Origin of the sequence: Peribacillus aracenensis (assembly GCF_025175645.1) — a bacterium.
GTDB lineage: Bacteria > Bacillota > Bacilli > Bacillales > DSM-1321 > Peribacillus > Peribacillus aracenensis.
The window spans coordinates 384,650-399,169 of record NZ_JANZMJ010000001.1 but is presented as its reverse complement, the minus strand read 5'-3'; the positions used below and the strand labels follow the sequence as shown (position 1 = coordinate 399,169).

Below are 14,520 nucleotides of genomic sequence, written 5' to 3'. Positions count from 1 at the left end.
TCACCTCCCCTCAAAACATTATAAATTAATTTCGAAAAAAATCAAAGAAAACTTACATGACCATGCCGCCATCTACATGAAGAGTTTGCCCAGTCATATATTTGCTGGCATCAGAAGCGAGGAAAGACGCCACTGCAGCAATATCTTTGGGGTCACCGAACCGCGCAAGCGGAATTTGGTCCAGCATGGCTTTTTGGACGTCTTCAGGCAATTCACCCGTCATATCCGTTGAGATGAAACCTGGGGCAATAGCATTGACCGTAATGCCTCTTGAAGCAAGTTCCTTTGCCGTGGTTTTAGTCAGACCGATCACACCAGCTTTAGCCGCTACATAATTAGCCTGCCCTGCATTTCCGCTGACGCCGACGATCGATGCCATATTGATGATCCTGCCGCTACGCTGTTTCATCATTTGCCTTGTAACCGCTTTGGTGCATAGGAACACGCCTTTAAGATTCGTATTGATCACTGAATCCCATTCATCTTCTTTCATACGCATCAATAGGTTATCACGTGTGATGCCAGCATTATTGACCAGGATATCCACTCTGCCAAACTGTTCGACGACCTCTTTGATCATACTTGTCACCGATTCACTATTTGCAACATCGCATTGTATGGCGAATGCATTACGCCCCAATGCCTTGATTTCTTCAACCACTTCATTCGCTTTAGCTTCACTGCCAGAATAGTTGATGGCAACATCTGCTCCCTGACGGGCAAGTTCCAATGCAACTTCCTTGCCTATACCTCGTGAGGCTCCCGTTACAAGTGCCTTTTTTCCTTCGAGGATCATGATTGTACCCCCTTCAATGTTTCAATTGTTTTAGTTAGAGTATCTAAATCGGATACCGAATGAATTTGAACGGAACGATCAATTTTCTTTATCAATCCGCCCAATACTTTCCCAGGGCCCACCTCGATGAACGTATCCACGCCCAATTCAAGTAGATTTTTCACACTGTCCTCCCAAAGGACCGGTGAATACAGTTGTTCGATTAATTTTTCTTTTATTTCGGCAGGCGCTGTAATGGGCTTAGCCGTTACGTTTGAAATAACAGGAATTTCTGCCTGTTTGATGCTTACTTCATCGAGGACACCCTGTAATTTATCTGCTGCCGGTTTCATCAATTCCGAATGGAACGGTCCGCTAACCTCAAGAGGAAGAGCCCGTTTAGCGCCATTTTCCTTGGCTTTTGCACTCGCAAGTTTAACCCCTTCCGAGGTGCCTGAAATGACGATTTGCCCTGGACAGTTAATATTGGCCAATTGAACGGATTCCCCTGTGGCCGTAATTTCAGAAGTGACTTCAGATAGGGCTTCCCGGTCCATTCCCAAAATCGCAGCCATTGAGCCTTGACCATTCGGTACCGCAGCTTCCATGAATTCACCACGCTTACGCACTGTATATACAGCATCCTCAAAAGAAATTGCACCAGATGCCACTAATGCCGAATATTCACCTAAACTGTGCCCGGCTGTATAATCGGGTTTGATTCCCGCTTCTTCCAACTCCTTGACGAAAGCATAACTAGTGGTCAATAAAGCAGGCTGTGCATTATAAGTCACCGTTAATTCTTGTTGTGTGCCATTAAAGATCAATTCGGAAAGTGGAAAATCAAGTTTTTCATCAGCTGTTCGAAAAATTTTCTGAGCACGCTCGTTTTCCTGAAATAAGCCATGCCCCATTCCTATTGATTGTGAACCTTGTCCTGGAAAGACAAAAGCAATTTTACCCATCTGTTACTCCCCTGCCTCTATGATTTATTATTGTTTTTCTATCGTCTCCGCAATTGTCGATATGACGTCATTTCCAACCATATTGCGAGTCTGGCGTATTGCATTATAGACCGCATTCGCATCTGAAGAACCATGAGCCTTAATGACAGGGGCCTTCAAACCGAATAGGCCCGCACCGCCATACTCCGAATAATCCATTTTATTTTTAATGCCTTTTAGTTCAGGTTTTACCATTGCTGCGGCCAACTTACTCTTTAGATTGCTCATCAAGGCCGTTTTCACCATTTTGAATACGCCCATAGCAGTACCTTCAAGCGTCTTTAATACCATATTTCCCGTGAAGCCGTCCGTAACGACAACATCTGCCGGCCCGTTCAGGAGGTCCCTTGCCTCTACGTTACCTATAAAGGATATCTCCGGTGATTGCTGCAGTAATGTAAAGGCATGCTTTGTCAGATCATTCCCCTTTTTTTCTTCTGTGCCAATATTAAGTAATCCGACACGGGGCTTTTCGATTCCCCGCACTTTTTGGGCATAAACAGACCCCATTATGGCGAATTGAAGGAGATGCTCCGGTTTCGCATCGGAGTTCGCACCTACATCCAGTAGCACAAAACCTTTACCATCGATTGTCGGAAGGGTGGGAGCCAATGCCGGACGTTCAATTCCTTCTATCCTTCCGACCACAAACAAGCCCGCAGCCATTAGCGCCCCGGTATTGCCTGAGGAAATGCATGCATCTGCTTCTCCGTCAGCCACGTGCTGTGCAGCCAACACCATCGAGGCGCTTTTCTTGCGCCGGACCGCACGAACCGGTTCGTCGGTACTCAGTATTTTTTCATCAGTATGTATAACCCTTATACGGTCATGTTTCGCTAAGTATTGGTTTATTTCAGCTTGATTGCCTATCAAGGTGATTTCCACATCGGAAAAATTCTCGACAGCTTTCATCGCCCCCAAAACCTGCGCCTCGGGAGCATTATCGCCACCCATGGCATCTATCGTAATCTTCATTTTCTTTCATCCTTTACTAGAAAGTTAAGAGCGATACATTTCGAACTCGCCTTTAAAAACCAGTTCATTACCCACGTAGCTTCTGACTTCCACCACGGAACGATCGTTGGTGTGATCCACGCTTTTAACCCTCGCTTTAGCTACCACTCTTTCATTTTCCTTTACAGAACGAGTAAATAAAATGGATGCTTTTGCAGTCAATGCCAGTTCATCATTTATGACTGCTACAGCCAATGAATTCGCTTGGGCAAAAAGGTGATGCCCCCTTGCAATTCCATTCCGCTTAAAGACATGCTCTTTATTTATATCCAAAATCGAAATTGCATTATCATCTAAATTAAGGTCAATTACTTCCCCGATGATTTCATCCAGAGGCAATGCCCTGATCTCGTCACTGAATTTTTTCTCGGCCACGCTTTTAATACGCTCACGCAGTTCCGGTATCGATAATTCAAGACGGTCAAGCCTAATGGTCTGGACGCTCACCGAATATTTTTCAGCCAGCTCCTCATCCGTTACAAAAGGATTCTGTTTAATCGTTTCGATTAATAATTGCTGGCGTTCCTTCTTATTTCTTCGCATTTGAAGGTCACCATCCGTAGTATTATGACTAGGTACTAATAGTAGTATATATATTTTAAAAACAGATTGCAAGATATTGCGTGAAATCTCACAATCTGCTATTGGTTTTTCATTCAGTTCAGTCCAGCTTTTCGCCCGTGAATACACCCGTCCCCTCTAGATAGTTCCGAAGCGGAGCATACTCCGGGGAATGCCAAAAGCTTTGGGAGGCAATCAATTTTGATGCATCCATCCTTGCCACTTCCAGGGTCCTGTAATCATGGACCATGTCTGCTACCTTGAACTCGGGAAGGCCGCTCTGTTTTTTACCGAAGAAGTCCCCGGGGCCACGAAGTTCCAAATCTTTTTCGGAAAGGGCAAATCCATCGTTTGTCTCGGTCATGATTTTCATCCGTTCTTTCCCGACTTCCGTTTTCGGATCAGCCAGCAGTATGCAGAAGGACTGATCACTCCCCCGTCCGACCCTTCCGCGTAACTGATGCAACTGTGAAAGCCCAAAGCGCTCCGCATCATAAATGACCATTACCGTTGCATTTGGAACATTCACCCCAACCTCGACAACCGTCGTGGAAACAAGGATTTGTGCTTCATTGGCACTAAACTGCTGCATCACTTCGTCTTTTTCATCCGCGGGCAGCCTTCCATGCATAAGACCCACTTTGTACCTGTTCGCAAAGTATTGTGTCAGCATTGCATGAACATCGAGAACATTCTGTAATGAATCGAGTTTCTCCGACTCTTCAATCAATGGACAGATGACGTATGCCTGTCTCCCTTTCTTTAGCTCCTTTTCGACAAAGGCTAAGATCCGATCAAGCATCTGGTGTTTCGCCCAATAGGTTTCTATCGCTTTTCGCCCGGCAGGCATTTCATCGATCGTGGAGACGTCCATTTCCCCGAACACTGTAATTGCAAGCGTTCGCGGAATCGGTGTAGCCGTCATGAAAAGGACATCTGGATTCGTACCTTTTTCACGGAGGATGCGGCGCTGTTCCACTCCGAAACGATGCTGTTCATCCGTTATGACTAGACCTAGGTTTTGAAAATTCACTTCATCCTGTATCAACGCATGAGTTCCTATCAAAAGATCTAACTCCCCGGATTCCAGCATTTGCAATAGTTCCTTGCGTTTTTTGCCTTTTACCGAACTTGTCAACAATGCAACCTTTACTCCACTCGGTTCCAACATTGCCTTCAGGGATTGTGCATGCTGCTCAGCCAAGATTTCCGTCGGGACCATAAGTGCACCTTGGAAACCTGCTGTAATCGTCGCCTTCAGGCATATGGCGGCAACCACCGTTTTTCCAGACCCGACATCCCCTTGAAGTAGACGATTCATCCGGTAAGGTGATTTCATGTCGTTCATTATTTCCTCGACGACCCTATTTTGAGCGTTCGTCAAAGGAAAAGGGAGAGTTCCAATGAAGGCTTCCAGCTGCTTCATATCAAACTCCTGCCCTATCCCTTTTGACTGCTCCCTCTGTACTTTACGAAGTGCCTGCATTTTAAGTTGAAACAATAAAAACTCTTCATACACAAAACGGCGTCGAGCCTTTTTCACCTCATTGGCCGATAGAGGGAAATGCATGGTACGAAGAGCATCGTTACGAGGCATCAGTTTGTATGCCGCCAGTAATTGCGGGGGGAGATTCTCTTCTATCATTGCCCCATATTCAGAAAATGCATTGGAGATAAAGCGGCGGAGACCCTTGACAGTAATGCTGCCTTTCACTGAGTACACCGGTTCGAATTCTTTCTCCCTGCTGCGATCACCAACGTGGCATTCCGACCCTGTAATGGTTTGGCGATGACGATCCCACTTCCCTGTAACCGTTACGGTTTCACCTATAGCAAGCTTTGGCTTCAGGTATGGCTGGTTAAAAAAAATGACATTTATTAAATATCTCCCAGTCAATACTTTAATCGTAAGCCTGGATTTTTTCTTTCCGAAGTATCCTAAAGTGGGCACCGTATGAACCTTGCCCTCCACGGTAACCCGCTCATCGTGCTCGACCGTTTCCAAATCCCTCAACCGGTAATCTTCATAGCGATATGGGAGATGCTCAAGGAGATCCGCGACGGTATGGATCCCCATTTCCCCCAATGCTGCCGCCGTTTCGGCCCCAATTCCTTTTACTGCTGTTATGGGTTCCTGTAAAATTGCTTTCACTTCTTATTCAGCGGCAAGCCAAAGATTTTCGCTTCCAACTCCCGCCCAGTCGGTGTAGCCGCTAAACCTCCTTGTGCAGTTTCCCTAAGTGCCGATGGCATCGTTTGCCCGATTTTATACATCGCATCAATTACTTCATCACACGGTATCCGGCTTGTGATCCCCGCTAACGCCATATCTGCGGCAACCATTGCATTGGCTGCACCCATGGCATTCCGCTTCACACAAGGCACTTCCACAAGCCCAGCAACAGGGTCACATACAAGACCAAGCATATTCTTCAATGTGATTGCCATCGCCTCTGCACTTTGTGCTGGTGTCCCTCCTGCCATTTCAACGATGGCTGCCGCTGCCATGCCCGAGGCAGAACCGACCTCCGCCTGACAGCCCCCTGCGGCTCCAGAGATCGAAGCATTATTCGCTACAACAAAACCAAAAGCCCCTGCTGTAAAAAGGAACTCGATTTTTTGTTCCCGAGTCGGTTTTAATTTATTTTGCAAAGCAAAAAGCGTTCCAGGCACAACACCAGCAGATCCGGCAGTCGGTGTCGCGCAAATCGTTCCCATGGCTGCGTTCACTTCGTTTGTTGCCACGGCTTTGCTTACCGCATCCAACAGCAGCTCACCGGATAAGGAGTTTCCGGATTTAATGTAATTCTGAAGAAGAACTGCATCCCCACCCGTCAGGCCGGAAACGGACCGTACACCTTGAAGTCCTTTTTCAACTGCCTGTTCCATTACATCCAGGTTGACTCCCATCTGGCGGATGATTTCTTCACGGCTTTTTCCCGTTACTTCCATTTCCTGCTCTATCATCAGCGTTGAAATTCTTTTCTGCTTTGATTCAGCTAATTCTACTAATTCCGCTACATTTCGAAACATGATTCATTCTCCTTCCTAAGTGGAAACGATTGCCCTGTCAATCCACAATCCTTGCTACTTGAGTGATGTTGGGGAGTGCCGTAATTTCAGCGATGACTTGATCCTCCAGGTTATGGTCCACTTCAATCGTCATCAAGGCCATCTTCCCTTTCTCTTTTCGGGAGACTTCCATCTGGCCAATATTGATTTGATGCTTGGCTAATATGTTTGAAACATTGGCAATGGCACCATATCGATCATCATGAACGACGAGTATGGCAGGATTGTGCCCGGAGAGCCTCAATTTAAATCCATTCAGTTCGACGATTTCGATCTTTCCTCCGCCAATCGATATTCCGACAAGTTCCAGTTCACCATCATCATCACCAACGGTTACTTTTGCCGTATTGGGATGTTCCGGTACTGCTTCTTCTTCCCGAAAAGTAATTTTCATTTTCTTTTTGCGGGCTAGTTCCAGCGATTCTTTGATTCTCTCATCAAATGTATCAAAATCAAGTAAGCCTCCTACAATGGCTACATCCGTTCCATGGCCTTTATAGGTTTTGGCAAATGATCCGTAAAAAGAAATATGGGCCCATTTCGGTTCCCGGTCGAATAAACTCCTGGCAACCCTACCGATCCTTGCAGCTCCTGCTGTATGGGAACTAGAGGGACCGATCATAACAGGACCAATTATATCGAATACACTTCTAAATTTCATGATTTGCTCCTCCTTCTTCACACTTGGAGTAGTTAAATAATAAAGCCTGATATATTGTAATTACAATCACGCTGTCCGTAATCCTTCTTTTCAAAAAAATAAAACTGCATAGCCTAATGACATATGCAGTTTATTGCCTTTTATTTTTTTCAGGATCCTACCAAAATCATGACGAATAAGTTTCCCATATCTTCCTGATCCTCTACTTATTCAATTGAAAAAATAAAAGAATATAATGGTTGTTTCCCATTATGGACTTCAACTTCAACGTCTTCAAAATTCTCATTACAAAACGCAACAAGACTTTCGACATCTTCAGCAGTGGCATCTTCTCCATATAAAATGGTAAGGATTTCCGAATCTTCGTCAATCATATCTGTTAGAAGATCTTTTGCCGCCTGAGCCATGTCTTTATCCTTCACTTTGATGGTGCCTTCAGCAATTCCCATGAAGTCCCCGGTCTCGATTGCTAGACCGTCAATGTTTGTATCCCGGACAGCATAAGTGATCTGTCCCGTTTTCACATGCGAAAAGGCTTCGATCATCGCTTCTTTATTCGCTACAGCATCAAGTGAAGGGTTGAACGCCAACAATGCAGCCATTCCCTGCGGCACTGTTTTCGTTGGAATGACAGTCACATGATCCCCAAGCACATCTGCAGCCTGATTGGCCGCCATGATGATATTTTTATTATTAGGCAAGATGATGACATGATCTGCATATGCCTCTTCGACAGCCTTAACGATATCTTCCGTGCTAGGATTCATCGTTTGTCCGCCTTCGATGATGGACTTAGCTCCGATGCTTTTGAATAATTCGCTGATGCCAGCACCCATCGCCACTGACACTATAGCGTACTTCTCTTTGGTGGACGGTTTAGTTTGAAGCGGTGTATTCGTCTCACCGACAATCGCAGTATGCTGTTCACGCATATTATCGATTTTCATTTTAATTAAACTGCCAAATTGCTGTCCATAATTCAGGCACGTGCCAGGCTGTTCAGAGTGAATATGTACTTTGACGACTTCATCATCTGAGATGACCAATAAAGAATCTCCGTATTCACTTAAATCATTTCTGAATTTTTCTTCATCAAATGGTTTATTGGCAAGTTTTTCACTTTCCAATCGGACCATGAATTCCGTACAGTAGCCATACACGATATCTTCCGTATTCATATGCCCTTGTACATTCATGTGATGTTCGGCACTGATCATGTCGTCCATGCTTGGACCATTTGAAGATCGGACTGGTAGGGCTTCACCTTTCAGCTCAGCAAGGAAGCCTTCATAAACGAACACCAACCCTTGCCCACCGCTATCAACGACTCCGACTTCTTTTAAGACTGGAAGAAGATCAGGTGTGCGTTTTAATGATGCATTGGCCTCCGTAACGATTTCTTCCATTACTTGAATAAGGTCTGGGTGCATTGCTGCTGATGAAACCGCTTGCTTGGCCGCATCTTTTGCAACCGTTAAGATGGTTCCTTCAACAGGTTTCATTACTGCTTTATAAGCTGTCTGTACCCCTGCTTCAAAAGCTTGGGCAAACTCTTCACTATTGATTTCCGATTTATTTTCAATCGCTTTAGCAAAACCGCGGAACAGTTGCGATAGAATTACTCCTGAATTGCCACGTGCGCCCATTAGCAGACCTCTTGAAAGGGACGTACCTACTTTCCCGATGTGTTCCTGGACGTTATTTTGCACTTCCTTCGCTCCCGAAGTCATCGATAAATTCATATTCGTTCCTGTATCTCCATCTGGAACAGGGAAAACATTCAACGCATCAACCATTTGGGCATTAGCCGCTAAATGGTTGGCACCTTGAATGATCATTTCTGCAAAGCGCTTTCCGTTTAAACTTGTAATTGACACAAAACTTTCCTCCTAATATTTAAGGGTTCGTTACACGAACTCCCTGTACAAAAATGTTGACCGAATCAACAGCTAATCCTACAGTTTTGTCCAGAGTATACTTTACCTTTGATTGCACATTATGTGCAACTTCCGAGATTTTCGTTCCATAACTTACGATAATATACATATCGATATGAACTTCTTCCTCTTCTTGACGGACTATTACACCCTTAGTAAAGTTTTCTTTTCTTAAAATTTCGGCAATGCCGTCTTTAAATTGTTTTTTGGAAGCCATTCCTATAATTCCGTAGCAATCCACGGCTGCTCCGCCTGCTACAGTAGCGATAACATCATTAGAGATGTCAATTTGTCCATACTTCGTTTGTAATTCGATAGACATTTTCTTTTCCCTCCCAAAAAATCAAATCAACTAAAGACATTTTACTATAATGTCTATGGTTTTAAAAGTAAATGTCATACGGTAGTATATATAATTCAATTTTGAAGGATGTATGTCAAGGTTTTTTTCTTGAAAGTAATTAACTGAAGTATTGCATTCTAACGGTAGGTATGATAAATTATTAAAGTATTTTACAAAGACTTAAGACGACTGCGAAAAACTTAAGCTTGTTGTAGTTAGGAGGGAATTTAACATGGCACGTAAATGTGTAATCACTGGAAGAAGAACTCGTTCTGGTAACAGCCGCTCTCACGCAATGAACGCTAGCAAGCGTACATGGGGCGCTAACCTTCAAAAAGTACGTATTTTAGTTGACGGTAAACCTAAACGTGTATACGTTTCTGCAAGAGCTCTTAAATCGGGCAAAGTAGAACGCGTATAATGTTACGGCATCCTCTTAGGATGCCTTTTTACTTGTAATGGCCGATATTAATGGGGATGGTTTCAATTCGGTGATCAAGGCTGGTCTGCATCAAGGAAGAAAGCCTTCACCCATTAATGGATGGCCGCCCCTTTTTACCAAAAATAACACCTCCCTGTATTTGAGAGGTGTCATGGAGATAAGTATCAGCCTTTTTTAAACGCTCCGAGCATAGCCCTTACCAAACTGCCCAGAACTTTTGGCAATTTAATCGTATAAAATTTCATCATGCCCCTCCTCTTTGCATCCCACAATTAAAGATGAAGTGGAATTTTTCTATTACAACATAAGCTTTTAAGCGGATATAGGATGATCGTAATTATATCCGAATCTGCTCAAAGCATGAATTTTAATCACTGCTTCTTATCACCATTAATATGCCTTTCCCAAATGAAACATTCCCAGATTCGGAAATTAGTTCATTGCTGATGCAAAGCGTCGAACCTATTTCCACACTTGCATCATTCAGTGGGTATTTAAAGCCCGAAAGTGTAATGCCGGTGACTTCCGCCGTTACAGGAAGCAATGACAAGTATTTCTTATCTTTCAAAGCAGTGACCTCATATGAACCCGCTGTCTTTACTGTGAATATATTTTGCCGATCGACTATGTATATTTCTATATCGCCATGATAAGGGAGGACACTTTCTTTTTGCAGCAGCTGGATATTTCCAAGAAAATGGTCCATTCTTCCCCCTGTAGCGCCCAGGATATGAATTTCACTTGGCTTTTGCGCTATTGCCCAATTAAATGCGATCTCTAAATCCGTTTCATCCTTTTCCGAAGAATATAGATTGATTTGTTCCAGCCTTTGCTCAATCTTCTTGTATTCGCCTTCCGAAACTGAATCAAAATCCCCAAAGCCGTACTTAGGTTCGATACCTTTTTCAAGCAAGGACCATACTCCCCTATCAACCCCAACCCAAAGATCAGTCTTCTCCTCATACCATTCCAGATCCGGCCAAAAACATTCCGGACCTCCAGCCATTATACTAATAATCATTGAAATCATCCTTTTCTATATCTAATCATATCCAAGGTGCCTTTGTTTAATTGATAAAAAAAGCCGACCACCATCATACGAATATGATAGTGTCGGCTTATATCACTTTCCCCGGATCTTTTGAATCGCTGCGTGTCGATCTTCTTGATTATATATTGCCGAGCCGGCCACCAGGACTGTCGCCCCTTGTTCAATACATAGTTTAGCCGTTTCTTCATTCACTCCGCCATCAATCTCTATTTCGAGGTTTTGATTATACATTTCTGCCATCGCCTTCACTTCGGCAATTTTCGGCAGAATGGATTTAATGAACTTTTGCCCGCCAAAACCCGGATTGACCGTCATCAACAATACCATGTCAATATCTTCGATTATAGGTTGGATCATGGAAGCCGGAGTGGCTGGATTAAGCACCACGCCTGCCTTTACACCAAAAGATTTAATCAATTGTATCGTCCGATGCAAATGAGTGCATGCCTCTACATGTACAGTTATATAATCGGCCCCCGCTTTCGCAAAGGCCTCGATATAACGATCAGGTTGTTCGATCATTAAATGAACATCAAGCGGAAGTTTTGTCACCGGGCGGATAGCATCAACAATTAGTGAGCCTATCGTTATATTCGGCACGAAATGCCCATCCATGACATCCACATGGATTAAATCCGCTCCGCCCCTTTCGACATCAAGAATTTCTTCTCCCAATTTTGCAAAGTCAGCTGATAAAATGGATGGTGCGATTTTAACCATTTTAATACCTCGGCTTTCTATCTCTGATTTCTTCTAAGAATTGCATATAATGCTCATATCGATAGCGTGGAATTTCCCCGGCATCAACCGCTTCTTTCACTGCACACTTCGGTTCTTTATCGTGCAGGCAGGCACGGAATTTACAGTCTTCCCCATACTTATGCATTTCCGGGAAGCAATAAGATAACCGTTCAGCTTCCATTTCCATGAATTCAAGGGAACTGAACCCAGGAGTATCTGCGACAAGTCCAGAGCCAATATGAATCAATTCAACGTGGCGGGTGGTATGCTTCCCACGTCCCAGATGTGATGAAATATCATCCGTCTTTAAAGCCAAGTCAGGATTGATTGCATTCAGTAAAGACGATTTCCCAACGCCTGACTGACCGGCAAATACACTGGTTTTTCCTTCTAAATACGGCACTAGTCCTTCAATTCCTCCAGCAGTAACTGAAGATGTTTCCAGTACAGTATAGCCAAGTTTCTGATAGTCCTTGATATACTGAGACAATTTCTTTTGGTTTTCAGCCGTAACCAAGTCAAGTTTCGTCACGACGATAATGGGTTCGATTTCGTTATCTTCAATCAGTACGAGGAATCGATCAAGCAAAGCCGGACTGAAATCAGGCTCTACTGCTGAAAAGACAAGGATTGCCTGGTCTACATTCGAGATTTGCGGACGAATCAATTCATTCTTTCGTGGTTTTATTTCGGTCACGGTCCCGTCCGTTTTATTTTCCGCTTCAAAAACCACATAATCACCCACAAGCGGCGTCACCTTATTCTTCCTGAACACGCCCCGTCCGCGGCATTGATACACCTCTTCACCATCAAGGACATAATAAAATCCACTTAATGCTTTGATAATTTTTCCCTCGGGCATAACCACACTCCTAATTATTAAATTTATTCTGGATATGAGACGGATTCGTCAATGATGACCTGATTGTCCCGCATGACTTTATATCCTGCTTTCTTATCCGGGGAAACCATTAATTCGATCGTTCTTTTGGCATCATCCAAGATAAAGAACGTTTCTTGAGGCTCCGTCATGCTATTGTTGATATCCTCGATGAAAATTTGTATTTTTTGCGTTTTGCCTGGCTCAACCGGATCATACTCGATTTTGATTTCCTCCGTTACACTCTTGGGAGGAATCTCTTCTTTCCCTTTTGAAATGACCACTTTCACAGTACTGCCCTTTTCCACCTTCGTAGCAGGTTCGGGTGACTGGGAAATGACAAGCCCCTCTGCTACGGAATCATCATAGATTTCTTCTTCGACATCGATCTTTATTCCACTCTCATTGGAATAATCATTAAGGCCTGCTTCATTGAACCCTGTTAAGTTCTTCAAGCTCAGCAGATCTGCCCCTTTGCTGACCGTTAGCTCAAGCTCCGTTTCGGATGGTACGACCTCAGTGGCACCCGAAGGCGATTGTTCTATGATCGTGCCGGCAGCACTGTCATCATATTTTTCGGTCACGCTTATGTTTTTGAATCCCATTTTTTCAAGCAGGGATTTAACATCAGAATAATCTCGACCTTCATAATTGGACAATGAAATCGTCTCTTTACCAATGCTTTGATAAATATCGATCACTGCACCTTCCTTGACAGTCTTCCCTTCTTTAGGGTTGGTTTTGATTACAAGACCAGCTTCAACCTCTTCATCTTCAATATCGATCGTTTCTCCAATTTTCAAATCCAATTCAAGCAATTCAGTAATGGCATCATCCAATTCTTCCCCTTTGAGGTCCGGGATCGTCACTTCCTTCGAAACAAGGAGGGGAGGTAAAACAGTGACAGATAAAACAGCAAGCAGTGCGAGAACTAAAAAGGTGGTCACCAAGATCGCAGGGATGTTCTTTCGTTTTTTACCTTTATGTTCCGACTTGATTTTTTGTTTTTTCTGTTTCTTTTGTTTTTTCGGTTTCTTTTTCGATTTACTCTCTGCTTCTGATTCACTTTCTTCATCGTCCGCATAGACCAATGTATTTTTTTCCGGACCCCTTATGATTGTCTCATCGACGCTTGAAATCTGATCATCCGTTATGACGGGAATGGCTTTTGTTGCATCATGATCTTCAGGAATGGCAAAAGGCAGTTCATTTGAACGCTCAGGATTAAGAGAAGTCCGCATGTCATCTTCCATTGAGTCCACGCTATCATAGCGGTAATATGAATCTTTGGCTGTCGCTTTCAGGATAATATTTTCTACACTCTGAGGTATTTCAGAGTTCCAGCGTTTTGGCGAAGGAGTTTCCGATTGTAAGTGTTTAAGTGCTATCGAAACGGCTGATTCACCCGAAAAAGGCAATCTCCCCGTCAACAATTCAAACATGACGATACCCAGTGAATAAATGTCCGATTTCTTATTGGCCATACCGCCTCTGGCCTGTTCCGGGGATAAGTAATGAACCGAGCCCAAGACTGCGTTGGTCTGCGTTATGTTTGTTGCACTTAGTGCCAATGCAATGCCGAAGTCCGTAATCTTGACGGTTCCTTCTTTATCAATCAAAATGTTCTGTGGCTTGATGTCACGATGGATGATCCCATTATGATGGGCATGGGAAATCGCTGCCGTGATTTGCTTCATGATATCCAGGGCTTCATCAACTGGAATTGGATAATATTTTTGTATGTATTGCTTTAATGTAAAACCGTCCACATATTCCATTACAATATAATAGATTGAATCTTCTTCACCAACATCATAAATACTTACGATATTGGGATGGGCCAAACTGGTTGCCGATTGGGCTTCCCGATTGAAGCGCTTGATGAACTCTTCGTCATTATTAAAATCCATGCGAAGGATTTTCAATGCAACGTCCCTATCCAAGATCATATCCCTTGCAAGGTAAACATTTGCCATACCGCCGCCACCGACCATCTCGATCAGTTTATAACGGCCGTTGATTCTTCTACCAATCAACAT

At 43.7% G+C, this 14,520-nt stretch carries 15 protein-coding genes; 1 reads left to right on the top strand and 14 read right to left on the bottom strand.

What is annotated here, in order from left to right:
* Positions 1–52 precede the first annotated feature (52 nt).
* The 9 genes from fabG to N0M92_RS01950 form a co-directional block, all read right to left on the bottom strand.
* On the bottom strand, positions 53–796 hold the full coding sequence (gene fabG, locus N0M92_RS01990) for a 3-oxoacyl-[acyl-carrier-protein] reductase (RefSeq protein ID WP_260284232.1): 744 nt from the start codon (positions 794–796) through the stop codon (positions 53–55).
* Positions 793–1,740: an ACP S-malonyltransferase gene (gene fabD, locus N0M92_RS01985; protein ID WP_260284231.1), complete on the bottom strand. Its 948-nt coding sequence runs from the start codon at positions 1,738–1,740 to the stop codon at positions 793–795. The genes fabG and fabD overlap by 4 nt, the downstream gene beginning before the upstream one ends.
* A 27-nt stretch (positions 1,741–1,767) precedes the next feature.
* Positions 1,768–2,754: a phosphate acyltransferase PlsX gene (gene plsX / locus N0M92_RS01980; protein ID WP_260284230.1), complete on the bottom strand. Its 987-nt coding sequence runs from the start codon at positions 2,752–2,754 to the stop codon at positions 1,768–1,770.
* 24 nt (positions 2,755–2,778) lie between these two features.
* Positions 2,779–3,336, bottom strand: a complete 558-nt coding sequence (fapR, locus tag N0M92_RS01975; RefSeq protein WP_098371041.1) for a transcription factor FapR — start codon at positions 3,334–3,336, stop codon at positions 2,779–2,781.
* Positions 3,337–3,454: 118 nt separating this feature from the next.
* A complete protein-coding gene (recG, locus tag N0M92_RS01970; RefSeq protein WP_260284229.1) occupies positions 3,455–5,506 on the bottom strand; it encodes an ATP-dependent DNA helicase RecG in 2,052 nt (683 codons plus the stop codon).
* A complete protein-coding gene (gene sdaAA, locus N0M92_RS01965; RefSeq protein ID WP_141992193.1) occupies positions 5,503–6,387 on the bottom strand; it encodes an L-serine ammonia-lyase, iron-sulfur-dependent, subunit alpha in 885 nt (294 codons plus the stop codon). The genes recG and sdaAA overlap by 4 nt, the downstream gene beginning before the upstream one ends.
* A gap of 37 nt (positions 6,388–6,424) precedes the next feature.
* Positions 6,425–7,087 carry an L-serine ammonia-lyase, iron-sulfur-dependent subunit beta gene (gene sdaAB, locus N0M92_RS01960; RefSeq protein ID WP_192203998.1) on the bottom strand — a complete coding sequence of 221 codons (663 nt, stop codon included), beginning with the start codon at positions 7,085–7,087 and terminating at the stop codon, positions 6,425–6,427.
* 206 nt (positions 7,088–7,293) lie between these two features.
* A complete protein-coding gene (locus N0M92_RS01955) occupies positions 7,294–8,964 on the bottom strand; it encodes a DAK2 domain-containing protein (protein WP_260284228.1) in 1,671 nt (556 codons plus the stop codon).
* A gap of 19 nt (positions 8,965–8,983) precedes the next feature.
* The gene (locus N0M92_RS01950) at positions 8,984–9,346 is read right to left on the bottom strand and encodes an Asp23/Gls24 family envelope stress response protein (RefSeq protein ID WP_048684651.1); all 363 of its coding nucleotides are present in this window, start codon (positions 9,344–9,346) and stop codon (positions 8,984–8,986) included.
* Between the two features lie 253 nt (positions 9,347–9,599).
* On the opposite strand from N0M92_RS01950, the gene rpmB reads away from it, so the two are divergent.
* On the top strand, positions 9,600–9,788 hold the full coding sequence (rpmB, locus tag N0M92_RS01945) for a 50S ribosomal protein L28 (RefSeq protein WP_034313767.1): 189 nt from the start codon (positions 9,600–9,602) through the stop codon (positions 9,786–9,788).
* 185 nt (positions 9,789–9,973) lie between these two features.
* On the opposite strand, the gene spoVM is transcribed toward rpmB, so the two are convergent.
* The 5 genes from spoVM to pknB form a co-directional block, all read right to left on the bottom strand.
* Positions 9,974–10,054 carry a stage V sporulation protein SpoVM gene (gene spoVM / locus N0M92_RS01940; protein WP_034313769.1) on the bottom strand — a complete coding sequence of 27 codons (81 nt, stop codon included), beginning with the start codon at positions 10,052–10,054 and terminating at the stop codon, positions 9,974–9,976.
* Between the two features lie 122 nt (positions 10,055–10,176).
* Entirely contained in the window at positions 10,177–10,830 is a 654-nt protein-coding gene (locus tag N0M92_RS01935; RefSeq protein WP_260284227.1) for a thiamine diphosphokinase, read from the bottom strand.
* A gap of 102 nt (positions 10,831–10,932) precedes the next feature.
* The gene (gene rpe / locus N0M92_RS01930; RefSeq protein WP_260284226.1) at positions 10,933–11,580 is read right to left on the bottom strand and encodes a ribulose-phosphate 3-epimerase; all 648 of its coding nucleotides are present in this window, start codon (positions 11,578–11,580) and stop codon (positions 10,933–10,935) included.
* A gap of 1 nt (position 11,581) precedes the next feature.
* Positions 11,582–12,463, bottom strand: a complete 882-nt coding sequence (gene rsgA, locus N0M92_RS01925) for a ribosome small subunit-dependent GTPase A (protein ID WP_141992197.1) — start codon at positions 12,461–12,463, stop codon at positions 11,582–11,584.
* A 23-nt stretch (positions 12,464–12,486) separates the two neighbouring features.
* Positions 12,487–14,520 (bottom strand): Stk1 family PASTA domain-containing Ser/Thr kinase, encoded by a 2,034-nt coding sequence (gene pknB, locus N0M92_RS01920; RefSeq protein WP_260284225.1) that lies wholly within the window; start codon positions 14,518–14,520, stop codon positions 12,487–12,489.

Excerpts from the sequence above, each read along its gene's own strand:
- fabG (WP_260284232.1), bottom strand. The coding sequence starts at position 796 with ATGATCCTCGAAGGAAAAAAGGCACTTGTAACGGGAGCCTCACGAGGT.
- fabD (WP_260284231.1), bottom strand. The coding sequence starts at position 1,740 with ATGGGTAAAATTGCTTTTGTCTTTCCAGGACAAGGTTCACAATCAATA.
- plsX (WP_260284230.1), bottom strand. The coding sequence starts at position 2,754 with ATGAAGATTACGATAGATGCCATGGGTGGCGATAATGCTCCCGAGGCG.
- fapR (WP_098371041.1), bottom strand. The coding sequence starts at position 3,336 with ATGCGAAGAAATAAGAAGGAACGCCAGCAATTATTAATCGAAACGATT.
- sdaAA (WP_141992193.1), bottom strand. The coding sequence starts at position 6,387 with ATGTTTCGAAATGTAGCGGAATTAGTAGAATTAGCTGAATCAAAGCAG.
- sdaAB (WP_192203998.1), bottom strand. The coding sequence starts at position 7,087 with ATGAAATTTAGAAGTGTATTCGATATAATTGGTCCTGTTATGATCGGT.
- N0M92_RS01950 (WP_048684651.1), bottom strand. The coding sequence starts at position 9,346 with ATGTCTATCGAATTACAAACGAAGTATGGACAAATTGACATCTCTAAT.
- rpmB (WP_034313767.1), top strand. The coding sequence starts at position 9,600 with ATGGCACGTAAATGTGTAATCACTGGAAGAAGAACTCGTTCTGGTAAC.
- spoVM (WP_034313769.1), bottom strand. The coding sequence starts at position 10,054 with ATGAAATTTTATACGATTAAATTGCCAAAAGTTCTGGGCAGTTTGGTA.
- N0M92_RS01935 (WP_260284227.1), bottom strand. The coding sequence starts at position 10,830 with ATGATTATTAGTATAATGGCTGGAGGTCCGGAATGTTTTTGGCCGGAT.
- rpe (WP_260284226.1), bottom strand. The coding sequence starts at position 11,580 with ATGGTTAAAATCGCACCATCCATTTTATCAGCTGACTTTGCAAAATTG.
- rsgA (WP_141992197.1), bottom strand. The coding sequence starts at position 12,463 with ATGCCCGAGGGAAAAATTATCAAAGCATTAAGTGGATTTTATTATGTC.
- pknB (WP_260284225.1), bottom strand. The coding sequence starts at position 14,520 with ATGTTGATTGGTAGAAGAATCAACGGCCGTTATAAACTGATCGAGATG.